The organism is Bacillus toyonensis BCT-7112, from assembly GCF_000496285.1.
Classification (GTDB): domain Bacteria; phylum Bacillota; class Bacilli; order Bacillales; family Bacillaceae_G; genus Bacillus_A; species Bacillus_A toyonensis.
Window position 1 is genome coordinate 4,201,848 of the sequence record NC_022781.1, and the last position, 20,942, is coordinate 4,222,789.

At 35.5% G+C, this 20,942-nt stretch carries 26 protein-coding genes; 20 read left to right on the top strand and 6 right to left on the bottom strand.

The genetic code is table 11. The features are described from left to right. Positions 1-15: 15 nt before the first annotated feature. The 16 genes from BTOYO_RS21560 (at position 16) to BTOYO_RS21635 (ending at position 12,841) form a co-directional block, all read left to right on the top strand. The gene (locus BTOYO_RS21560) at positions 16-240 is read left to right on the top strand and encodes a flagellar motor switch protein FliN (RefSeq protein ID WP_000775712.1); all 225 of its coding nucleotides are present in this window, start codon (positions 16-18) and stop codon (positions 238-240) included. A 14-nt stretch (positions 241-254) separates the two neighbouring features. After that, on the top strand, positions 255-1,241 hold the full coding sequence (gene fliM, locus BTOYO_RS21565) for a flagellar motor switch protein FliM (RefSeq protein ID WP_000012359.1): 987 nt from the start codon (positions 255-257) through the stop codon (positions 1,239-1,241). A 10-nt stretch (positions 1,242-1,251) separates the two neighbouring features. After that, the gene (gene fliN, locus BTOYO_RS21570; protein ID WP_000680015.1) at positions 1,252-1,611 is read left to right on the top strand and encodes a flagellar motor switch protein FliN; all 360 of its coding nucleotides are present in this window, start codon (positions 1,252-1,254) and stop codon (positions 1,609-1,611) included. Between the two features lie 12 nt (positions 1,612-1,623). Beyond that, on the top strand, positions 1,624-1,944 hold the full coding sequence (locus tag BTOYO_RS21575; protein WP_000121176.1) for a hypothetical protein: 321 nt from the start codon (positions 1,624-1,626) through the stop codon (positions 1,942-1,944). After that, positions 1,941-2,699, top strand: a complete 759-nt coding sequence (locus BTOYO_RS21580) for a flagellar type III secretion system pore protein FliP (RefSeq protein WP_023441208.1) — start codon at positions 1,941-1,943, stop codon at positions 2,697-2,699. Before BTOYO_RS21575 ends, BTOYO_RS21580 begins: the two co-directional genes overlap by 4 nt. A gap of 33 nt (positions 2,700-2,732) precedes the next feature. Beyond that, positions 2,733-3,008: a flagellar biosynthetic protein FliQ gene (locus tag BTOYO_RS21585; protein WP_001098085.1), complete on the top strand. Its 276-nt coding sequence runs from the start codon at positions 2,733-2,735 to the stop codon at positions 3,006-3,008. A gap of 15 nt (positions 3,009-3,023) precedes the next feature. Further along, on the top strand, positions 3,024-3,785 hold the full coding sequence (locus tag BTOYO_RS21590; RefSeq protein WP_001055699.1) for a flagellar biosynthetic protein FliR: 762 nt from the start codon (positions 3,024-3,026) through the stop codon (positions 3,783-3,785). Between the two features lie 10 nt (positions 3,786-3,795). After that, complete coding sequence (gene flhB / locus BTOYO_RS21595) at positions 3,796-4,842, top strand: flagellar type III secretion system protein FlhB (RefSeq protein WP_001030095.1); 1,047 nt, start codon at positions 3,796-3,798, stop codon at positions 4,840-4,842. 23 nt (positions 4,843-4,865) lie between these two features. Next, positions 4,866-6,932 carry a flagellar biosynthesis protein FlhA gene (gene flhA / locus BTOYO_RS21600; RefSeq protein WP_000475628.1) on the top strand — a complete coding sequence of 689 codons (2,067 nt, stop codon included), beginning with the start codon at positions 4,866-4,868 and terminating at the stop codon, positions 6,930-6,932. A 14-nt stretch (positions 6,933-6,946) separates the two neighbouring features. After that, a complete protein-coding gene (gene flhF / locus BTOYO_RS21605) occupies positions 6,947-8,257 on the top strand; it encodes a flagellar biosynthesis GTPase FlhF (RefSeq protein ID WP_000446160.1) in 1,311 nt (436 codons plus the stop codon). 43 nt (positions 8,258-8,300) lie between these two features. Continuing rightward, on the top strand, positions 8,301-9,104 hold the full coding sequence (locus BTOYO_RS21610) for a flagellar basal-body rod protein FlgG (RefSeq protein WP_001013924.1): 804 nt from the start codon (positions 8,301-8,303) through the stop codon (positions 9,102-9,104). 165 nt (positions 9,105-9,269) lie between these two features. Further along, positions 9,270-10,568: an NtaA/DmoA family FMN-dependent monooxygenase gene (locus tag BTOYO_RS21615; protein ID WP_000104860.1), complete on the top strand. Its 1,299-nt coding sequence runs from the start codon at positions 9,270-9,272 to the stop codon at positions 10,566-10,568. 183 nt (positions 10,569-10,751) lie between these two features. Next, the gene (locus BTOYO_RS21620; RefSeq protein WP_023441209.1) at positions 10,752-11,588 is read left to right on the top strand and encodes a TrmB family transcriptional regulator; all 837 of its coding nucleotides are present in this window, start codon (positions 10,752-10,754) and stop codon (positions 11,586-11,588) included. Beyond that, positions 11,578-12,306 carry an AzlC family ABC transporter permease gene (locus BTOYO_RS21625; protein ID WP_000247290.1) on the top strand — a complete coding sequence of 243 codons (729 nt, stop codon included), beginning with the start codon at positions 11,578-11,580 and terminating at the stop codon, positions 12,304-12,306. Before BTOYO_RS21620 ends, BTOYO_RS21625 begins: the two co-directional genes overlap by 11 nt. Further along, positions 12,297-12,608, top strand: coding sequence for an AzlD domain-containing protein (locus BTOYO_RS21630; protein WP_000425939.1), 312 nt, complete (start codon positions 12,297-12,299; stop codon positions 12,606-12,608). The genes BTOYO_RS21625 and BTOYO_RS21630 overlap by 10 nt, the downstream gene beginning before the upstream one ends. 62 nt (positions 12,609-12,670) lie before the next feature. After that, positions 12,671-12,841, top strand: a complete 171-nt coding sequence (locus BTOYO_RS21635) for a DUF3951 domain-containing protein (protein WP_000602233.1) — start codon at positions 12,671-12,673, stop codon at positions 12,839-12,841. 24 nt (positions 12,842-12,865) lie between these two features. Here BTOYO_RS21635 and BTOYO_RS21640 read toward each other — a convergent pair whose 3' ends face one another. The 5 genes from BTOYO_RS21640 to BTOYO_RS21660 all read right to left on the bottom strand — a co-directional run bounded on the left by BTOYO_RS21640 (position 12,866) and on the right by BTOYO_RS21660 (position 15,815). Then, positions 12,866-13,225: a hypothetical protein gene (locus BTOYO_RS21640; RefSeq protein ID WP_001131597.1), complete on the bottom strand. Its 360-nt coding sequence runs from the start codon at positions 13,223-13,225 to the stop codon at positions 12,866-12,868. An 11-nt stretch (positions 13,226-13,236) separates the two neighbouring features. Continuing rightward, on the bottom strand, positions 13,237-13,830 hold the full coding sequence (locus tag BTOYO_RS21645) for a dienelactone hydrolase family protein (RefSeq protein WP_033657381.1): 594 nt from the start codon (positions 13,828-13,830) through the stop codon (positions 13,237-13,239). Between the two features lie 2 nt (positions 13,831-13,832). Beyond that, positions 13,833-14,168, bottom strand: a complete 336-nt coding sequence (locus BTOYO_RS21650) for an antibiotic biosynthesis monooxygenase family protein (protein WP_000834000.1) — start codon at positions 14,166-14,168, stop codon at positions 13,833-13,835. A gap of 186 nt (positions 14,169-14,354) precedes the next feature. Next, complete coding sequence (locus tag BTOYO_RS21655) at positions 14,355-14,534, bottom strand: H-type small acid-soluble spore protein (protein ID WP_001025738.1); 180 nt, start codon at positions 14,532-14,534, stop codon at positions 14,355-14,357. A gap of 66 nt (positions 14,535-14,600) precedes the next feature. Beyond that, positions 14,601-15,815, bottom strand: coding sequence for a helix-turn-helix domain-containing protein (locus BTOYO_RS21660; protein WP_000212333.1), 1,215 nt, complete (start codon positions 15,813-15,815; stop codon positions 14,601-14,603). Between the two features lie 117 nt (positions 15,816-15,932). Between BTOYO_RS21660 and BTOYO_RS21665 the strand changes: the two genes are divergently transcribed. Both BTOYO_RS21665 and BTOYO_RS21670 read left to right on the top strand, forming a co-directional pair. Next, on the top strand, positions 15,933-17,201 hold the full coding sequence (locus BTOYO_RS21665) for an MFS transporter (protein ID WP_000503120.1): 1,269 nt from the start codon (positions 15,933-15,935) through the stop codon (positions 17,199-17,201). A 112-nt stretch (positions 17,202-17,313) separates the two neighbouring features. Further along, on the top strand, positions 17,314-17,838 hold the full coding sequence (locus BTOYO_RS21670) for a COG3014 family protein (RefSeq protein WP_000723951.1): 525 nt from the start codon (positions 17,314-17,316) through the stop codon (positions 17,836-17,838). A gap of 40 nt (positions 17,839-17,878) precedes the next feature. On the opposite strand, the gene BTOYO_RS21675 is transcribed toward BTOYO_RS21670, so the two are convergent. Then, positions 17,879-18,772 carry a LysR family transcriptional regulator gene (locus BTOYO_RS21675; protein ID WP_001023487.1) on the bottom strand — a complete coding sequence of 298 codons (894 nt, stop codon included), beginning with the start codon at positions 18,770-18,772 and terminating at the stop codon, positions 17,879-17,881. Between the two features lie 163 nt (positions 18,773-18,935). On the opposite strand from BTOYO_RS21675, the gene BTOYO_RS21680 reads away from it, so the two are divergent. Both BTOYO_RS21680 and BTOYO_RS21685 read left to right on the top strand, forming a co-directional pair. Beyond that, entirely contained in the window at positions 18,936-19,928 is a 993-nt protein-coding gene (locus BTOYO_RS21680) for an ABC transporter ATP-binding protein (protein WP_000351785.1), read from the top strand. After that, positions 19,906-20,931 (top strand): ABC transporter substrate-binding protein, encoded by a 1,026-nt coding sequence (locus BTOYO_RS21685; RefSeq protein ID WP_000714709.1) that lies wholly within the window; start codon positions 19,906-19,908, stop codon positions 20,929-20,931. The genes BTOYO_RS21680 and BTOYO_RS21685 overlap by 23 nt, the downstream gene beginning before the upstream one ends. The last annotated feature ends 11 nt before the right edge of the window (positions 20,932-20,942 follow it).

A 20,942-nucleotide genomic window follows, 5' to 3' on the forward strand; every position in this document is an offset into this window, starting at 1 on the left:
GGGAGTTGGCTAGATTTGAAATTACAAGATGATATTCCGTTAACAATCTATTTTGAAATCGGAAATACGAAAAAGAAAATTGAAGATCTGCTTCATATTACGAAAGGTACATTGTATCGTCTTGAAAATTCAACGAAAAATACGGTGCGTCTTATGCTTGAGAATGAAGAGATTGGAACCGGAAAGATTTTGACGAAAAACGGGAAGATGTACGTTGAAATCGTTGAATTGAAAAGGTAGGGAAGGGGATTGTCATGAGTGGCGAAAAATTAAGCCAAGAGCAAATTGATGCCCTGCTGAAGGCGGTAAATGAAGGCGAGGAAATGCCAGCTTTTGCACAAGAAGCAGGGAAGCAAGAGAAATTTCAAGAGTATGATTTTAATAGACCAGAGAAGTTCGGTGTGGAGCATTTACGTAGTTTGCAAGCGATTGCTTCTACGTTTGGAAAACAGACGTCACAGACGTTGTCAGCGCGTATGCGTATTCCGATTGAGCTAGAGCCTTCAACAGTTGAGCAAGTTCCATTTACGAGTGAGTATGTGGAGAAAATGCCGAAAGATTATTATTTATATTGCGTAATTGATCTCGGTTTACCAGAGCTTGGAGAAATTGTTATTGAGATTGATTTAGCATTTGTTATTTATATTCATGAATGTTGGCTTGGTGGGGATAGTAAGCGTAACTTTACGATGCGCAGACCGCTAACGGCGTTTGAGTTTTTAACGCTTGATAATATATTCTTGCTTCTTTGTAAAAATTTAGAGCAATCATTTGAAAGTGTTGTTGCGATTGAACCGAAGTTTGTAACGACGGAGACAGATCCGAATGCATTAAAGATTACGACAGCGAGCGATATAATTTCATTACTGAACGTAAATATGAAAACAGATTTTTGGAATACGACGGTGCGTATCGGGATTCCGTTCTTATCTGTTGAAGAAATTATGGATAAATTAACGTCTGAAAATATTGTCGAACATTCTTCAGATAAACGTAAAAAGTATACGTCTGAAGTGGAAGTGAAAGTAAATCAAGTGTACAAACCTGTTCATGTTGCGATTGGTGAGCAGAAAATGACAATGAGTGACATTGAACAAATTGAAGAAGGCGATATTATTCCGCTTCATACGAAAGTTTCGGATGAATTACTTGGTTATGTAGATGGAAAGCATAAATTTAATTGTTTTATTGGGAAAGATGGAACGCGTAAGGCGCTCCTATTTAAAAGTTTTGTAGAGTAGGAGGATCCATATGAAGCATGAAGTATCTCCTGTGTCCTTAATGGGATTAGAAGATTTTGCGGGAAAACGAAATGAAATGAGTAAAGCACATATAGATACTGTTTCAGATATTTCGATTGAACTTGGTGTAAAGCTTGGGAAGTCATCTATTACGCTCGGTGATGTGAAGCAGTTAAAAGTTGGCGATGTTCTTGAAGTAGAGAAAAACTTAGGACATAAAGTAGATGTGTATTTAAGTAATATGAAGGTCGGCATCGGTGAAGCAATCGTAATGGACGAGAAGTTCGGCATTATTATTTCTGAAATTGAAGCTGATAAGAAGCAAGCTGCGCTTATGAAGGCGCAAAGTCAAATGCAAGATAAAGAGTAGAGGAGGAGTCATATGTCGTATATGACGACCTTATTTCAAGTCGTTTTACTGTTTGGTGCACTCGGTTACGGTGCATATTATATGACGAAAAAGACGCGCAAACAGCAGTTTTTTAAGCAAGGTGAAAATGGCCATATTCAAGTAAAAGACGGTGTATATTTAAATCATCAAACGAGTGCTTTTTTATTTGAAGTGGATGGCAAGCAAGTATTCACTGTTATTAGTAATAACGGTGTGCAGTCTGTGCAATTAACAGGAACAGGAAATCAGTTTCAACAAGCGCTAGAAGACGCGGTGAAGAGTGAAACGAAAAAAGTAGAGGATCCATCATGAGAATAAAGAAACAGTTATCAGTATTAGCCGTTATTTTCGTATTTTCTATCGTTTTTTCAATTATTTTTGTAAATCCAGCGTATGCAGCCCCGAACGGTTTTATTAATTTCGAAAATGGAAAAGAGTTTACGAGTAATTCAAGTGTACAGTTATTTGTACTCGTTACCCTTCTATCATTATCTTCTTCTATCGTTCTTTTATTTACGCATTTTACTTATTTTATGATCGTTCTTGGAATAACTCGTCAAGGACTTGGGGTAATGAACTTACCACCAAACCAAGTGCTTGTTGGACTTGCTTTGTTTTTATCACTATTTACGATGCAACCGGTGCTAGGTCAGTTAAAGAGTGATGTGTGGGATCCGATGACGAAAGAACAAATAACAGTAAGTCAAGCTGCGGAGACGACAGCTCCGATTATGAAAGATTATATGGCGAAACATACATATAAGCATGATTTAAAAATGATGCTGAAAGTACGCGGTGAAGAGTTGCCGAAAGATTTGAAAGATCTTTCATTATTTACGCTCGTACCATCCTTTACGTTAACGCAAATTCAAAAAGGATTATTAACGGGGATGTTCATTTATTTAGCGTTTGTATTTATAGATTTGATTATTAGTACACTTTTAATGTACCTCGGGATGATGATGGTACCGCCGATGATTTTAAGTTTACCGTTTAAAATACTCGTTTTCGTATATTTAGGTGGATATACAAAAATCGTCGATATAATGTTTAAAACGGTCGCCTGAAGTGTTTGATGCTATGTGATAGGAGTCATATAAATGAATACGTCACCAATTATAGATATTTTTCAAACCTTTTTTTATAAAGGGGTTATGATTTTAATGCCGGTTGCCGGTGTAAGTATGATTGTCGTTATTATCATCGCTGTCATTATGGCGATGATGCAAATTCAAGAGCAAACGCTGACGTTTTTACCGAAAATGGCGAGTATTGTACTCGTTATTATCATTTTAGGTCCGTGGATGTTTCAAGAGTTAACGACGCTTATTTTAGATTTATTTGATAAAATTCCATCGCTATTGCGTTCGTACTAAGATAGGTGAACTGAAATGAATATGGAATTATGGGCGGCGACGTTTTTTGCGTTTTGCCGTATTACTTCATTTTTATATTTTTTACCTTTCTTTTCAGGACGGTCGATTCCTGCAATGGCAAAGGTTACATTTGGACTTGGTCTTTCGATTACAGTGGCCGATCAAGTTGATGTCTCTCACATAAAGACAGTTTGGGACGTCGCAGCTTATGCAGCAACGCAAATTGTAATTGGATTATCCCTTGCAAAAATTGTAGAAATGCTGTGGAACATTCCGAAAATGGCCGGACATATTTTAGACTTTGATATCGGTTTATCACAGGCAAGTTTGTTTGATGTAAACGCAGGGTCGCAGTCTACTTTACTATCAACAATTTTCGATATATTTTTTCTCATTATTTTTATTTCACTTGGCGGCATTAACTATTTCGTTGCCACGATTTTAAAGTCGTTTCAATATACAGAGGCGATTTCAAAATTGTTGACGACTAGTTTTTTAGATAGTCTACTCGCAACGTTATTATTTGCGATTACATCAGCGGTCGAAATTGCTTTACCGCTTATGGGAAGCTTATTCATTATTAATTTCGTCCTAATTTTAATCGCAAAAAATGCACCGCAATTAAATATTTTTATGAATGCATTCGTCATTAAAATTACATGTGGTATTTTATTTATTGCAATGAGCGTACCAATGCTCGGTTATGTGTTTAAAAATATGACAGATGTATTACTGGAAGAGTATACGACACTATTTAACTTTTTCTTAACGAAGTAGGGGGACGCGTATGGCAAAGGATAATAAAACAGAAAAGGCCACCCCGCAGAAGCGTAAAAAATCGCGTGAAGAAGGGAATATCGCCCGGAGTAAAGATTTAAATAATTTATTTTCTATTCTCGTATTAGCAGTTGTCGTTTATTTTTTCGGAGATTGGCTAGGGTTTGAGATTGCCAATTCTGTAGCGGTGCTGTTTGATCAAATCGGAAAAAGTACAGATTCGACCGAGTATTTTTATTTAATGGGGATTTTGCTACTAAAAGTATCAGCTCCTATATTAATACTCGTATATGCTTTTCATTTATTCAATTATATGATTCAAGTCGGTTTCTTATTTTCTTCTAAAGTCATAAAGCCGAAAGCATCACGTATTAATCCGAAAAACTATTTTACGAGACTGTTTAGTCGTAAAAGTTTAGTAGATATTTTGAAATCACTGTTTTATATGGGATTAATCGGTTACGTTGCGTACGTTCTTTTTAAAAAGAATTTAGAGAAGATCGTGAGTATGATTGGATTTAACTGGACTGCGTCACTTACTGAAATTATTAGGCAAATTAAATTTATCTTTTTAGCTATTTTAATTATTTTAATCGTTCTTTCTATTATTGATTTCATTTATCAAAAGTGGGAGTACGAGCAAGATATTAAGATGAAAAAAGAAGAAGTAAAACAAGAGCATAAAGATAATGAAGGGGACCCACAAGTAAAGGGGAAACGAAAAAACTTTATGCATGCCATCTTGCAAGGGACTATTGCGAAAAAGATGGATGGTGCAACGTTTATTGTAAATAACCCGACGCATATTTCAGTCGTACTTCGTTACAATAAACAAGTTGATGCGGCGCCAATTGTCGTTGCAAAAGGGGAAGATGAGCTCGCATTATATATACGGACGCTTGCCCGTGAACAAGAAATACCGATGGTGGAAAACCGTCCGCTCGCTCGGTCTTTATATTATCAAGTCGAGGAAGATGAGACGATTCCAGAAGATTTATACGTAGCTGTAATTGAAGTTATGCGCTATTTAATTCAAACGAATGAACTTGAAGTATAATAGCGCGTTTGGAGGGGATCTCTTTGTTTAAGATGGATTCTGCAAGAACCTATTTTTCTATCTTTTTAGCAGCGTCATTCGTTGTGGCGCTCCTAATTCCACTTCCACCATTTGTACTTGATATCGTTATCGTTTTTCTACTAAGTATGTCAGTACTTATTTATATGCGAGCGACAAGTATTAACGAGTGGGATGAATTAAAGTCATTTCCGACGATGTTGTTATTAATCGGGATTTTCCGCGTATCGATTAACGTTTCGACGACGCGAGCGATTTTAACAGACGGAAATGCGGGTCATGTTATTGAAGAGTTCGGTCAGTTCGTAATTGGCGGAAACTTATTAATTGGTATCGTTATTTTTATCGTTTTAATCATTTTCCAGTTTATCGTTGCAAACGGTGCATCTCGTACAGCTGAAGTAGCAGCTCGTTTTACACTTGATTCTTTACCAGGGAAACAAATGTCTATCGATGCGGATTTAAACCAGCGTATTATTTCAGAAAAAGATGCACAAGCAAAACGAAAAAAATTAAATATGGAAACAGAGTTTTACGGGGCGATGGATGGTGCCGGGAAGTTCATTAAAGGGGACGTTATTTTCGGGATTGTCATTTTATTCGTAAATATCATCTTCGGTTTAATTGTCGGAATGATGCAGCAAGGAATGAGCTTTGCAGATGCGGCTCTTCATTATACACAGTTAACTGTCGGTGACGGAATCGTAAACCAAATCGGTTCGTTAATGCTTGCGATTTCAACAGGTATTATCGTAACGCGTGTATTTGATGGTTCACCGGATACGGTAACAGAAGGAATCTTTAAAGAGTTATTAGCGCATGAAGTTGTTGTATATGCGCTCGGTGGTTTGTTTATCGCAATGGGTATTTTTACTCCGCTACCATTCCTACCGTTTGCTCTCGTTGGTGGAACAATTATCTTCTTAGGAATTCGCAATAAAAAGCGAATAAAGAAAGAGAAAGAAGACGAGCTCCAAAAAGAATTAGAAATGATTCAAGGCGAGGATGAGCAATTACAACAAGTGGAAGATTCATTTGGAGTCTTTACAGATAAATATCCGATTATTGTAGAACTCGGTTTAGATTTAGCGGCACTTGTAAAGCAGAAAATTAATGGGGAAACAGCTCGTGATAAAGTTGTTCTTATGAGGAAATCGATTATTACTGACCTTGGTATTAACGTTCCTGGCATTAACTTTAAAGATAATACGAGTTTTAGACCACGTGGTCGTTACATTATTCGTATTAAAGGTGCGAAGGCGGCTGAAGGTGTTTTAAAATCAGGTTATTTATTAGCACTAAAAACACCGAACGTAATGGCTGATCTAGATGCAGAACCAGCGAAAGATCCAATCTTCGGTGAAGATGGATATTGGATCTTAGAGCATATGGTGCAAGATGCGCAAATGAAAGGCTATCAAGTGTTAGAGCCACTTAGTATATTAATTACACATTTAGATGTTGTCGTTAGACGTAATCTTCATGAGTTAATTCAGCGTCAACATGTGAAAGACTTAATTAACTCGCTTGAAAATGATAATGGCGTTTTATTAGAAGAGATTAAGAAGAAAGAAATCGATTTATCACTCGTTCAAAATGTTATTAAACAACTTCTAAAAGAAGGTATTTCAATCCGTGATTTACCAACGATTATTGAAGGTATTATTGACGGAAAAGAAGTGTATCAAAATCATGTTGATGGTGTAACGGCATTCGTCCGTGAATGTATTTCAAAAGTTATTTGTGAAAATGCGAAAAATCCGGACGGGAAAATTTATGCGGCGCTTTTCTCTGATTCAATAGAGCTAGATGCGGATGTTGTGAACAATTCCTATCAAGGTTACTTATTAAACTGGGATTTAGATTTAGAAACACGTGTCATTGAGCAAGTACAGCGCGTCTTTAAACAAGCCCGTTTAATGGGAAGAGAGCCAGTGTTATTAACGCGTAGAAAAGATTTCAGATTTGCGATTGTAAGACTGCTAGAACGTTATCAAGTGGAAGCACAAGTACTGTGTATTAGCGAATTAGCACCAGAAATTGTTGTAGATCAAATTGCCTATATTGAATAGTAGGGGGTGAAGTAATGGAAAGTACAGAAAAGAAAGAAGCGTTAATGCGAATAAAAGCAGCTTCGAAAAATGAATTGTATCGAAAGTTATTTGACCAATATGGTACAGATTATTATTACGTTGTCGATGAAAGTGTAAAACGAAATATCCCGTTTTTTTGGAAAAAGGATTATGAAATGTTAGTTGCTTTTCCAGAGGATAAACAGGAAGAAGTGAATGAAGGAACAGCACAATTTCATGAACAATTAATGGATGTTGTGAATGATCCTTCAGAACAAATTGTGAAGGCGAATGGAATTCAATCAGTACTGCACAATTTAGAAAACGTAACGACTTCTATGTCATACGCGGCAATGCAAACAGGAAATAGTGAAGAATGGGCAAGAAAAAAAGAGAAACTATTAAAGCTGTTTGAAAAAGGAATCGTCGTGGTGAAACAGACGGAAGAAACGAAAGTAACGAAAAAGCAAAAAGTTGTGAAACAAGTCGTTCCGGCGAAGAAAAAAGAAGTAGTTGCAAAGAAAGAAAATCAAGAATCTGTACCGTTTATTATTCAAAAAGTAATTCGGATGCTAGAACAAAACGATGTAGAACAATATTTCATTCATGCATATGCTGAAAAGTTAAAAGTGAAGTTTGAAAATGCAACGATGATTACAGAAGAGGAAGTAATCGGGTATATATTAGAAGATATGAGATCTCACTTCAACACTGAAAATGTATTTGAAAAAGAAGTACAAACAATTGCATTAATCGGTCCAACTGGCGTTGGGAAAACGACGACGCTTGCGAAAATGGCATGGCAATTTCACGGTAAGAAAAAAACGGTTGGCTTTATTACGACGGATCACTCTCGCATTGGGACAGTACAGCAACTGCAAGATTACGTAAAGACAATTGGATCAGAAGTAATCGCTGTGCGTGATGAAGCGGCAATGACAAGAGCACTTACGTATTTTAAAGAAGAAGCACGCGTCGATTATATTTTAATTGATACAGCCGGAAAAAATTATCGTACGTCAGATACAGTAGAAGAAATGATTGAAACGATGGGACAAGTAGAACCAGATTATATTTGTTTAACGTTATCAGCTTCTATGAAAAGTAAAGATATGATTGAAATTATTACGAACTTTAAAGATATTCATATAGATGGTATCGTGTTTACGAAATTTGATGAAACAGCAAGTAGTGGCGAATTGTTGAAAATTCCAGCAGTTTCATCAGCTCCAATTGTATTAATGACAGACGGACAAGACGTAAAGCAACATATACATATCGCTACAGCTGAACATTTAGCGAAACAAATGTTACAAACATCGTAAGAAAAGAGGTGAAGAATAAGGCGGTTGCCTTATTCAAAGGAATATGAACGGTCTTTATATAGGTTCTATGGGAATGATGAATTACATGCAGCGTATTAATGTTCATTCGAATAACGTTGCAAATGCCCAAACGACAGGATTTAAAGCAGAAAATATGACTTCTAAAGTATTTGATGTACAAGACACATATCGCCGCGGAGATGGGGCTATGACAAATATCGGTTCGGTCGATTACGCTGTAGTACCAGCTGCGACGCATGTGAACTTAGTACAAGGAAATGTACAAATTACAAATAGTGCTACAGATTTCTTTTTAGATGACGGTGCGGCAGGCACATCATCATTTTTCGTTACATCTAAAAATGATGAAACGTTTTTAACGAGAGATGGAAGCTTCACATTAAATAGTGATCGTTATTTGCAAACATCGTCTGGTGCATATGTTATGGATGTAAATAATGAACGTATTCGTATTCCTGAAAATGTGAATTTCTTCGTATCTAATAATGGAGAAATTTATAGAGAAATTAACGAGGGAACTTTGCAAAAACCAGATATTAAGAGAATCGTAATTGCACAGTTGCAAACAAAAACAGTAGATGCAGAAACAAATGCTCGTCTCGTGCAGCGTGAAAACAAAAGCTTTACACTAGCAGAAGGAAATATTGCTAATTTACCGAATGGAACAGGAATAGTAAAAAATCATATGCTAGAAAATTCAAATGTAGATATGACGAAAGAGATGGCAGATCTTATGTCGAGTCAAAAAATGATTCAAGCATCTCAGCGTATTATGACTTCATTTGATAAAATTTATGAAAAAGAAGCGAATGAAATATTGAGATAAAGGAGACTTCCCGTTAAGGGGAGTCTTTTTTTGGTTGCTTTTATTACAGTTACAACATAAAATGATAATCATTATCATTTTATGTTGTTTAATAAGAATGGAAGTTGTGATGGTCGTATCAATTGTTTAACTAGGTGAATTAAAAACGAAGGGGAAGGTGTATTTATGTCTACTAAAAAGAAACTTTGCATTGGATTATGTTTAATTTCTAGAAAGAAAGAACAAGAGAGTATGTTTAATTCAGGGATAGATGAACAAGTAGAGTTGGCACTACAGGCAGAAGAGGCTAAGTTAGATTTTGTTTTTAAAGCAGATTATTTAGTGGCGCACCCGGATTTAATCGCTCGTAATAAGGGGAATGTAATGTTAGATCCGACATTATTATTTACTGCTATTGCGTATGCAACAGAAAAAATTGGAGTGGTTACGACTGCCTCCACATCGTTTTATCCACCATACATACTTGCGAGGCAATTACAATCTTTAAATTGGATTAGTAATGGCCGAGTAGGTTGGAATATTGTCACATCCATTGATGGTGCAGAAAACTTTGGTGAGACAGGGATGCCGCCATCTGAGGAACGATATGCGAAAGCTGCAGAATGTACAGAGTTAGTAAGGAAACTTTGGAGAAGCCATCCTTATGAAGTTTTGAAAGTAGATAACACTGAAGTCATTAGAGAGATGGTAAAGCCTATTGAGCACAGTGGTGAATACTTTGAGGTGAAAGGGCCACTTAATATTCCGCAGCATATTTCAGGAGAAATGCCATTATTTCAAGCGGGTGCTTCAGAGGCTGGCCGGAATTTCGCTGCTTCTGTTGCGGATGCGATTTTCGCCGCGATGCCAGATATAGAATCAGGAATCGAACTTCGTCAAAATTTAAGAAGAAGAGCAGAAAAGCATGGCCGAAAGCAAGATGATGTACGGGTATTACCTGGATTGTATTTCTTTATCGGTGATACATATGAAGAAGCGCTAGAGATGCATAGGCAAGCTCATCAACATCTCACAATGGAGAAGAGATTGGCTTTACTTGAAATGGTACTCGGATTAGATGCTAGAGGAATTTTACTAGAAAGTAAGATAAAGGAAGATATGTTGCCAAGTAGAGAGCAAACTGTACGTAGTAAAACACATGCCGAATTATTACGGAATTTCATCATTAAAAATGAACCAACTGTTGAACAAATACTAGAACGACCAGAAGTTGTTTGTTCTGCTCATTGGGTTGCGATTGGTACACCACAAGATGTATTCCAGCAAATTATGGAAAGATTTGAAGCAGGAGCACTAGATGGATTTATTGCAATTCCAGGTGGGCCTCAGAAATCATTGGATCTATTCTTTAGTGAAGTTATTCCGTTATTTGTGAAGGCGGGTATATTTAGGGAAGAATATACAGGTTCAACTTTGCGTGAACATTTAGAGGGGACTTCATTAAATACTTTGCTGTTAAAATAAGTAGAATACTATGTAGAAAATGCCTTTCATAAGAAGGCTTTTTCTTTTTTGTTAAAATTTCAGAATTATCAATTGACTTTATAGGTCTTCTTTTTTTATATTAGTAGGTATAGTAATAACTACTAATATAAAATGAATGCATCGTTTTCAAATGAGAGCTATGTAGATTGTGAGGGGTTACCGATGGATGAAATAATAAAAGAGTTACAAAAGCTAGGTTTTTCCCAATATGAATGCAAAGCGTACATTGGATTATTAAAACATTCCCCAGTAACAGGATACGAAGTGAGTAAACAAACAGGGGTACCTCGTTCGATGATTTATGAAGTACTTGGCAAGTTGATGGATAAAGGAGCGGTGCATATCGTTCCTTCTGAACCAGTGAAATATGTACCAGTGTCAGCTACGGAATTAATGGATCGAATGCGAAAAGACTTTGAAAAGTCCTTTGCATTTTTAGACCAGAAATTAAATTGTTTAGAACAAGAGCGGCAAATTGATGTAATTTCGCATATTCGCTCAAATGATCGTGTTTTGAAAGAAATATGCAATATAATTAATAGAGCAAAAGAAGAGCTATGGATTTCAGTATGGGAAGATCAAGTGCACGAGATTGAGCCGTTCATTCATCAAAAGGAAGAGGAAGGCGTACATATTTTTTCCATTTTATTTGGTGCTCCAGAAACAAAAATAGGAGCGACATTTCATCATAATTATATGACACCTCACGTCGTTGAAAAGAGAATGGGAGGTCATTTAACTGTTATCGCGCGTGATGGGGAAGAAGTATTAATTGCTAACTTTTCAAATGATAGCACTTCATGGGCGGTGACAACGTATGATCCAGCTTTAGTACTCGTCGCTACAGAGTATGTTCGGCACGATATTATGGTGGAAGAGATTACGAAGGAGTTTGGAGCTGATAAATTAGATACATTATGGCGTGAAAACATAGATTTAGTTCATGTCGTAACAGGCAAACGCACGATGGAAGAAATGGAGGGAGATAATGGTGAATAAAGCTCAAGCACATATGACACTGCAGAGCGATGATTCATTTCAGCAAGGTGTAAAGGATTGTTTACCAACTGTATTTGGATATTTGAGCATTGGTATAGCAGCTGGTGTTATTGCGAAAACAGCAGGTTTTTCGGTCATAGAAATCGCCTTTATGTCCACGTTAATTTACGCAGGTTCTGCTCAGTTTATATTAGCGGGGATGTATGCAGCAGGTGCCCCAGCTTCAGCAATTATTTTTACCGTGTTCTTTGTTAATTTACGTCACTTATTAATGAGTGCGGCACTTGCGCCTTACTTCACGAAGATACCTCTTTTTAAAAATGTAATAATTGGTTCGCAAATTACAGATGAAACTTTCGGCGTTGCAGTGCAACAAGCAGCGCAAAAAGGATATTTAGGCGAGAAATGGATGATGGGCCTTAATGTAACAGCGTATTTAAATTGGATTCTTGCTACAGTTATCGGGGGGCTTTTTGGTGAGTGGATACCAGACCCTCATACGTACGGGATGGATTATGCATTACCAGCGATGTTTATCGGATTATTTGTACTTCAGCTAATAAGTAGTAAACCGAAACTAGCAATTCATCTCAGTGTAGCAATTGTAGCGATTATTATCGCATACGTTTCACACTTATTTATGCCAGATAGTATAGCAGTTATTATTGCAACATTACTAGCTGCGACGATTGGAGTGCTGATTGAAAAATGGAAATGAGATTAGATGTATTATTACTATTACTAGCGGCAGGAGCTGTCACACTCGTTCCGCGTATTTTGCCTCTTCTCGTATTTAGTAAAATACAAATTCCAGACTGGGGTTTAAAATGGTTAAATTACATACCAATTGCGATATTAGCAGCACTTTTAGCACAAGTATTATTTATGCATGAGACGATGCAGTGGGATTATCTTATCGCCGCAATTCCAACATTTCTTGTCGCAATCTATACTCGTAGTCTATTAGGAACCGTATTAACTGGAGTGATTGTGATTATTTTGTTACGTTTCTTTTTCTAGAAAGGATTCGGCTTATATAATAGCGAAAGGTGTAATAATAAGAAATATATAGGGGTGGTGTTATGATACTTTTAACGATAGGAGCAATATTGTTAACGTTGTTTATTTTCTTTATTATCGGCTTTATTACGTTTATGATGTTTGTTGATAAGGCGACACCTCAAATTTATTATACACCTTGTGAATCAGTGACAGTGAAGTCTAAAGGTAAAGATAGAAGGAAGAAAAGTTGATGTCGTGCTTTTCTTCCTTTTCTTTTACATTCCTGAAAGAACTAACAACAACACTCCGAATAGAAAACTAATAAAAGAAAGAAAACCGATACATATCGAGAACACACGATTATTTCTCCATTCGCGCCAGAAGACGATAAATCCTAAAATGCAAAGGAAAAACCAAATGGGTAAAAATATGAACTCACTCATTTTCTTGGGGAGTAACGAATAAAAAGTTGTTACATATAGTACCAAATTTGTCAAAAATAAAATACAAACGATAATGGATTGTGAATAGGGACGTTTTAAAAATTTCTCATTTTTAACTGTTATAAAAATGAGAGTTAGCGCTGATATAAAGGCAATGATTATGAAAATAAGTAAGAGTAATGTAAGGGGCATTAGAACCTCCTTTATAAGAGTGCATTCATAAGAAATGAATCTATTAAATTGTATACTTGTTTTGTAGAGTGTTCGTTATATTTTTCAGTGTATGGATTTAAAAATCCATGCTCACCTTGTAGTTGTTTTATTTCTAATAAAGGATTATCTTGTTGCTGTAATGTTTTCGTTAAGGAGGATACTGAAAAACTAATTTCTTTTTCAGGAAAAATGAGTAATGTAGCGCATGCAGGCTTCATGTGAACATAATCACGTATACGAGAGCCGTAACATCCAATAATAAAATCTAGTTTTGGATTGTTACTACATAGCCATGAGATGGTAGCTCCAACGCTAAAGCCGATAAGTCCAATATGTGCGTAACGATTGGAAAGGCTATGAATGAGTTCCTCAATTTGCTTTTTTCCACCATCAAATCCAATGTGGTTCATAAAATATTGGTATGCTTTTTCTTCATTATTATAATGAAATGCCTGTTGTAATTTTAGAAGATTCGGGCAGAATACATCTATTTGAGATGAAGTGAAGTGGTCAATTACATGATGCATATGATCATTTACACCATATATTTCATGTGAAACAACGAGAGCTAATTTTTTCTTCATCATTACAAAATTTCTCTTTGAAACTTGTATTCTTTCTCTACAAGGCAAATACGCAAGTGGAAGTTTTCATACCATTGCTCACGGCCTCTTTTTTTCGCTTCTTTATGTAAGGCGTTCTTTTTCCAATTTTCAATTGCTTCAAGTGATTCCCAATAAGAGATTGTAATGCCGAGGCCCGAATTATCTCGTGCACTTTCTACACCTAAAAATCCAGGTTGCTGTTTCGCAAGTTCCTCCATTGTTTCGGCAACGGTACTATAATCTGTTGTATCATTTGATAAATTAGAAGTGAATATAACTGCATAATAAGGTTTGTTTTTTTCTAAATCAGATTTCATTGTCTTTCCTCCTTAATGTATAGTACGAATAATTCATCCATAGTTTGTATTTTAGCAGGTCACAAAAAGAAAAGAAGTAGAAAATTCTAATTTTTTCATCCCATGTAAAATAGAAGATAGAAGAAATTTATAATAAATAATCTAAAGAAAGAAAAACGCCACTTCAAAAAATTGAAGTGGCGTTTCTTATATTTCCTCTAAGCTATTAACTGGAACAGTTAATTCGCGACCTGGATTTTTTACTTCATATATGCGGGCGGTTTCGTTGCTTTCGTCGACGTGTTGAATCATAACAGGCATGCCTTGAAAACTGACATTGGCATGTTCCGCTGACACAGAAAGCTCTTTTGCACGTTGAATATTCATTTATATTCCTCCCATCATTATTATCTTTGCTAAAAAAGAGGAATAATATACCATTTCGAGACATTCTTAAAGTTTTTGTATTATTTGTAATGTTTCTTTAATAAATGAAGTGAAGATGGAATCAGGATAGGACTGTACGATTTCATATGCTTCTGTTACTTCTTCAAGAGCTCTTTTTTTATCATTAAGTTTGACATAACAAAGAGCACGATATGCCCCAGCTGTTGTAAGCCGTGCGTGATCAAGTGGATGGTTTATATAATCTGGTATGATAGCACGTTGTAATGTTTTTAAAGCTTCTTCGTATTGTTTTAAACCATACAAAGCTTTTCCTTTTTCAAGATAATACGATCCATCATCTTGAAAAATTCGCTCATCTTTTAGTTTTTCTCGAAATTGTTCTACATGTTCTAATGCAATAGTATATTCATGAGTAATTGTGTTGTAGTAGTAAGCTTTTAAAAGATTAATAACCGCTGCAGATAAAGTATCTTCTGTAAAAATGGCAAATTGCTCTGATTTTTTTATGTAATGTAAATATTGTTCTTTATCAGCCGTTAGGACTTTTTGGTAAGATAAAATACGGTAAAATTCATCTGTTTTATAATACACTTGATGTTTTTTTGAAAATGCAAGTGCATCTAAAATGACACTTTCACATTGTTCGTAATTACCATATGCAAGAAAAATAATCGCCTCATATAAATATAACTCGATATGTATAATGAGATCCATTTCTAAATGTTTCTCTTCATAGTCATTTCGGATGCTAGCAATGAGTTGTAAACATTCAGCATACTTTTTACGTGTGAATATCGTAAAGGATAATTTTAATTTTGTTTCCGTACTTTCCCGGTATAACGTATATTTTTCAAAAATAGAAGTAGCCTTTTCCACGTAATGTTCAATATTGTAATCTTTCATTTTAGCCGCAGCTGTTACAAATTGTTTATATAAACGAGCGGTATTCAAAGTAGGAGGTAGCTCTTTTTGAACGATAGGTAGTAAGATCTCATATACTTCATCGTACTTATTTGCTTTTATTAGTTGTTCCATTTGTTGAATGAGTTCTATCGTTTCCACATCATCATCTTCTAGTAAAAAACTCGTTTCGCATCCAAGTTTTTCAGCAATATATTGTAATGTTTTCATGGAAGGTGTAGCTTTTCCGTTTTCAATTTGGCTTAGCATACTTTTTGTCAGTTCTGAACCTGCTAAATCAGTTTGAGTAAGCTTTTTTTCTTTTCGTAACGTTTTAATTTTTGCACCGAGAGTAGCCATTATATGCTCCTTTATAATTTAAAAGTTAAACACAATTAAACTTTTTATTGTAAAAATTGGAAAGTTGATTATATAATAAGTTTAACACAATTTAACTTTTAAGGGGAGAGTGTCATAATGGGGGATGTAAGTATAGGTCAACATGATTGGAAAATGAAGATTGCAACGAGAAATATTATTTTAATGATGATTGGAAAAATGACGTCCTTGTTAGGGGCGGGTATTTATACGTTTGCAATGGGGTTATACGTATTAAAGACAACTGGTTCAGGAATGGGGTTTGCAACTACTCTTATTTGCGGATCAATACCAAGAATGATCTGTGGCCCAATTGCAGGTGCTGTAGCTGACCGCGTCAATCGAAAATGGCTTGTCATTGGCACAGATTTATTAAGTAGTTTAACGATGCTTATTATGTTTATTCTTGCAACTACTTTTGGGCCATCACTACTGTTTATTTATGTATCAGCGGCATTATTATCAATTTGTGCAAGTTTTTATTCTGTAGCATTAACTTCGTCTATTCCTAATTTAGTAGATGAGGAGCGTATTCAAAAAGCGAGTGCTTTGAACCAGACTGCAGCATCATTATCGAATATTTTAGCACCAATTATTGGCGGAGTTGTATTTGGTTTCTTTTCAATTAAGTCGTTCTTTCTGTTAAATAGTATTACATTCTTTTTAGCGGTAATTGTACAATTATTTATCGTATTTGATTTATATAAAAAAGAAATGGTTGAAAGTAAAGAGCATTTCTTGATGAGTATAAAAGAAGGTTTTTCATATATAAAAAGACAGCATGAAATATATGGTTTAATGAAAATAGGGCTATGGGTAAACTTTTTTGCAAGTGCACTGTTCGTTTCACTACCATTTATTATTATTCAAAACCTGCATTTATCCTCGAAGCAACTCGGTGTTGTAGAGGGAATGTTAGCAGTCGGGATGCTAATTGGTGCGATTGCATTATCAGTACGTAAAGAAGTGAATAATCCGTTTCGCTCTGTTTATATTGGGCTGTTTTTATTTGCGGGTTTAAGTTTATGTACAGTCTTCCCATTGTTAGTTACCATTCCGAAAGTAGTAAGTTTTATGTACTATATTGCTTTTATGATTTTAACGGGTATATCAATGATGGCTGTAAATATCCCGATGCAAGTACATTTGCAAAAGACGACAGATCCAAGTTATTTAGGCCGCGTTTTCGGTTTGCTTGAAACAATTGCTACTGCCATTGCACCGCTTGGTATGATTGTATATGGATTATTATTAGATATGTTACCGACTAGCATTGTTATGATGACAATAGGCGGAGGATTATTGTTAGTTGTTTTAGTTGGAGTGAAGAAGCATGTAGCAAAAAAGCAAGTGGATGTGTCAGCCTAAAAGAAAATTTGACTTAATGATAAAAAATGACCAAATTAGTATTTTAGTTTTTGAAACTCTTTTTCATGTATGTTACAGTAAAGTGAGCAGACAAAGAAAAGGAGAAAACATCATGAAAAAAATAAGTTTTGTTATGCTTTTTCTGTTAGTTGTAATGGCTGGATGTAGCAATTATGACACGTATATTGAAACAGGTATGCAATCATTGAAAGATGAAAAATATAGTGATGCAACAATGTGGTTCGAAAAAGCAGAAAAAGAGAAATCAGGAAATGAAGCGAAATCATATAAAGAAATTGCCGAGATAATGGATCACGGAGCAACAGCATTAAAAGACGGTAAGTATTTAGAAGCGAAAGATATTGCAAATGAAGTGTTACAAAAGAAAAAAGATGATGAACTTGAAAAATCTGTAAAATCAAATGCAGAGAATATGCTTCAAAAAGCAAAAGATGTGGAAGAGAAAGTAAATGAAAGAGTGGCAAAGCGGAGAAAAGTAGAAGAAGAAGGAATCGATAAACTTATTAAAGCTGTCGATAGTATAGATGAAGTGAAAGAAAAAGAGAAAAAAGTTTCAGAAGCATTAGATAAGGCTGAAGAGGCACAAGCAAAAATTGAGGCGAAGAAAAATAAATAGAGTTTTAGTTTAAGAGGCTGTCGTGTATAACGACAGCCTTTTAATTTTTGGCTGCGAAAGAAAGGATGCTATGTAGTAAAAAAGAAATGATTTTAGAATTCCATCTGTCCTCATGATGAATCGTATAAATGTTACGCTGAAATTCAAATCTTGGAATTGGTATATAGCATAGCTCATTTCGCTGTATTTCTTGTTCAATAGCAAGTTTAGAAATAAAAGCGACGCCATTCCCGTATTTTAAAATTTGTTTCATCGTTTCTAATGAATCTAGTTCAATTTCAGATTGGAATGTGATGTTATGTGCTAGTGTCCATTGTGTAAGTAAATCTCTCGTTGTAGATGGATTACGATGCAATAATATACGTTCTTTTTCGATATCTTGTAATGATACATTTGTCTTTTTAGCAAAATGATGTTCTTTGGAAAAAGCGAGAACAAGTGTATCAGGCATTACATTCGTTTGTTTTAAAAGTGGTTCATCAAATGGTGCAGCAGAAATTACTCCGAGATCAATTTCATGATTTTGTAGCATGATTCGAATTTCAGGAGCTGGTTTTACCATGAGTGTTATTTTTATATTAGGAAATTCGCATTGAAATTGGTGAACAACTTCTGGTAAAAGATAAGTCGCTGGTACATAACTAGCACCGATTGTTATAGCACCTTTATGAAAATCTTTAAACTCTTGTGTGACCCGCCTAGCTTCTTTCATAAGTGCATCTATTTTACAAGCATAATGATGCAATGCCTCGCCAGCCTCTGTTAAGAAATACCTTCCGGAACGTAATTCAAATAAAGACACACCGAGTTCCTCTTCTAAGCTTTTTATATGAAATGTAATAGTAGGTTGTTTCACGCCAAGTTTTTCTGCAACAATCGTAAGCTTTTTGTATTTCTTAATAAGCACTACAATTTCTAATTTTAAGATATTCATTATGAATTGCCCGCCTTTTTTATTTTAACTATAGAAAAAATCTATAGAAATAAATAGTTTATTAGAAGTTTTTTAATTTAATCTTTACAGTACATTAACATTCAGTATAAATCCTCCATATAGAATGAAAGCAGGTTAAGAATGAGGGGAGAGAGGTGAAACAATGGATATTAAAATTCACGGATTAGAAAAGACATTTGGACAAACACAGGCGTTAAAACCACTGCAAATTGTCATGAAACAAGGGGAATTTACCACACTTTTAGGACCTTCTGGATGCGGAAAAACGACTTTACTTAGAATGATTGCAGGGCTTGAAGAGCCGGATAAAGGTGAAATATATTTTGGAGATAAGTGTATGTATTCTGGTGCGAAAAAAATAAAAACATCTCCTCATGAACGGAATATCGGTATGGTATTTCAAGATTTTGCTTTATGGCCGCATATGACTGTGTTTGAAAATGTTGCATTTGGATTAAGGGCTACAAAGCAAACGAATCATTTACGAGAAAAGGTAGAAGATGCGATAAAACGAGTTCGTTTACAAGGTATGGAGAAAAGATATCCACACGAACTTTCTGGTGGACAGCAGCAACGTGTTGCATTTGCTAGAGCAATTGTAACAAAACCTCATTTTATTTTGTTTGATGAACCGCTTAGTGCACTCGATGCAATTTTGCGTGAAGAAATGCGCTTAGAGCTTATGGATATCGTTCATTCTATTGGCTTAACGGCATTGTATGTAACGCATGATCAAACGGAAGCTATGTCAATGTCAGATCAAATTATTGTCATGAAACAAGGAGAAGTATTACAAAAAGGAACGCCAGAAGATATTTATGTGAAGCCGTCTCATGAATTTGTTGCAAAGTTTGTTGGTAAGGCAAATTGGCTTGTAGAGAATAAACAAATGGTTCGTCCAGAGCACGTGAACTGGGCAAAAAATGAAGTGTGCGATACGTATACAGGTGAAATTCAGCACGTTACATATGTAGGAGAACGTTATGAAGTGAAAGTAAACATGGGGACACTCGGTGTATGGACAGCTTATCACAATAGTAAGCTAAGCGTCGGTAAACCGGTATCGTTATATGTACCAAAAAAATGTATTCATCATATAGGGGGAGAGTCGTATGAAGAAATTCAGTTCGCTTAAGTCTTTATTTGTATGTACTTTACTATTTTCAGCTGTAGTAACAGGTTGTAGTTCAAAGACAGGTAGTGCAGATGCAAAAAATAAAAATTCTAATGAAAAGAAAATTGTTGTATATAGTGCAGGACCGAAAGGATTAGCAGAAAAAATTCAAAAGGACTTTGAAAAGAAAACCGGTATAAAAGTGGAAATGTTTCAAGGAACAACAGGTAAGATTTTAGCGAGAATGGAAGCTGAAAAGAAAAATCCAGTCGTTGACGTTGTCGTACTCGCTTCTTTACCAGCGATGGAAGGACTAAAGAAAGATGGTCAAACGTTACCTTATAAAGAAGCGAAACAAGCTGATAAGCTACGTTCTGAATGGTCAGATGATAAAGGACATTATTTCGGATATAGTGCTTCCGCATTAGGAATTGTGTACAACACAAAAAATGTGAAAACAGCACCTGAAGATTGGAGCGATATAACGAAAGGAGAATGGAAAGGAAAAGTGAATCTTCCAGATCCAGCACTTTCAGGTTCAGCTTTAGATTTTGTAACAGGATATGTGAAAAAGAATGGACAAGATGGATGGAAATTATTTGAACAACTTAAGAAAAATGAAGGTACAGTAGCGGGGGCAAACCAAGAAGCGTTAGACCCAGTTGTAACAGGTGCGAAAGATATGGTAATTGCGGGTGTTGATTATATGACGTACAGTGCAAAAGCTAAGGGTGAACCGGTTGATATCGTATATCCAAAAAGCGGAACAGTTATTAGTCCACGTGCAGCAGGCATTATGAAGGGTAGTAAAAATGTAGAAGGTGCAAAAGAGTTTATTGATTATTTATTATCAGATGATGTACAAAAACAAGTTTCTAAAGCGTATTTATTGCCAGGTAGAAAAGATATAAAAGCTGAAAATAGACCGAATGTAGAAGAGATTCCAGTATTACATATTGACTGGAAAACAGTTGAGAAAGAACAAGATGCAATAGGAAAACAATTTAAGAAAGTATTTCAATAAGATGGTGATTA

Coding starts and splice junctions, on each gene's coding strand:
- BTOYO_RS21670 (WP_000723951.1), top strand. CDS start 17,314: ATGAAAAAAATAAGTTTTGTTATGCTTTTTCTGTTAGTTGTAATGGCT.
- BTOYO_RS21620 (WP_023441209.1), top strand. CDS start 10,752: ATGGATGAAATAATAAAAGAGTTACAAAAGCTAGGTTTTTCCCAATAT.
- BTOYO_RS21580 (WP_023441208.1), top strand. CDS start 1,941: ATGAGAATAAAGAAACAGTTATCAGTATTAGCCGTTATTTTCGTATTT.
- BTOYO_RS21590 (WP_001055699.1), top strand. CDS start 3,024: ATGAATATGGAATTATGGGCGGCGACGTTTTTTGCGTTTTGCCGTATT.
- BTOYO_RS21575 (WP_000121176.1), top strand. CDS start 1,624: ATGTCGTATATGACGACCTTATTTCAAGTCGTTTTACTGTTTGGTGCA.
- BTOYO_RS21640 (WP_001131597.1), bottom strand. CDS start 13,225: ATGCCCCTTACATTACTCTTACTTATTTTCATAATCATTGCCTTTATA.
- BTOYO_RS21650 (WP_000834000.1), bottom strand. CDS start 14,168: ATGAAATCTGATTTAGAAAAAAACAAACCTTATTATGCAGTTATATTC.
- flhB (WP_001030095.1), top strand. CDS start 3,796: ATGGCAAAGGATAATAAAACAGAAAAGGCCACCCCGCAGAAGCGTAAA.
- fliN (WP_000680015.1), top strand. CDS start 1,252: ATGAAGCATGAAGTATCTCCTGTGTCCTTAATGGGATTAGAAGATTTT.
- BTOYO_RS21635 (WP_000602233.1), top strand. CDS start 12,671: ATGATACTTTTAACGATAGGAGCAATATTGTTAACGTTGTTTATTTTC.
- BTOYO_RS21610 (WP_001013924.1), top strand. CDS start 8,301: ATGAACGGTCTTTATATAGGTTCTATGGGAATGATGAATTACATGCAG.
- BTOYO_RS21615 (WP_000104860.1), top strand. CDS start 9,270: ATGTCTACTAAAAAGAAACTTTGCATTGGATTATGTTTAATTTCTAGA.
- flhF (WP_000446160.1), top strand. CDS start 6,947: ATGGAAAGTACAGAAAAGAAAGAAGCGTTAATGCGAATAAAAGCAGCT.
- BTOYO_RS21660 (WP_000212333.1), bottom strand. CDS start 15,815: ATGGCTACTCTCGGTGCAAAAATTAAAACGTTACGAAAAGAAAAAAAG.
- BTOYO_RS21685 (WP_000714709.1), top strand. CDS start 19,906: ATGAAGAAATTCAGTTCGCTTAAGTCTTTATTTGTATGTACTTTACTA.
- BTOYO_RS21655 (WP_001025738.1), bottom strand. CDS start 14,534: ATGAATATTCAACGTGCAAAAGAGCTTTCTGTGTCAGCGGAACATGCC.
- BTOYO_RS21625 (WP_000247290.1), top strand. CDS start 11,578: ATGGTGAATAAAGCTCAAGCACATATGACACTGCAGAGCGATGATTCA.
- BTOYO_RS21665 (WP_000503120.1), top strand. CDS start 15,933: ATGGGGGATGTAAGTATAGGTCAACATGATTGGAAAATGAAGATTGCA.
- BTOYO_RS21645 (WP_033657381.1), bottom strand. CDS start 13,830: ATGAAGAAAAAATTAGCTCTCGTTGTTTCACATGAAATATATGGTGTA.
- fliM (WP_000012359.1), top strand. CDS start 255: ATGAGTGGCGAAAAATTAAGCCAAGAGCAAATTGATGCCCTGCTGAAG.
- BTOYO_RS21675 (WP_001023487.1), bottom strand. CDS start 18,772: ATGAATATCTTAAAATTAGAAATTGTAGTGCTTATTAAGAAATACAAA.
- BTOYO_RS21680 (WP_000351785.1), top strand. CDS start 18,936: ATGGATATTAAAATTCACGGATTAGAAAAGACATTTGGACAAACACAG.
- BTOYO_RS21585 (WP_001098085.1), top strand. CDS start 2,733: ATGAATACGTCACCAATTATAGATATTTTTCAAACCTTTTTTTATAAA.
- BTOYO_RS21630 (WP_000425939.1), top strand. CDS start 12,297: ATGGAAATGAGATTAGATGTATTATTACTATTACTAGCGGCAGGAGCT.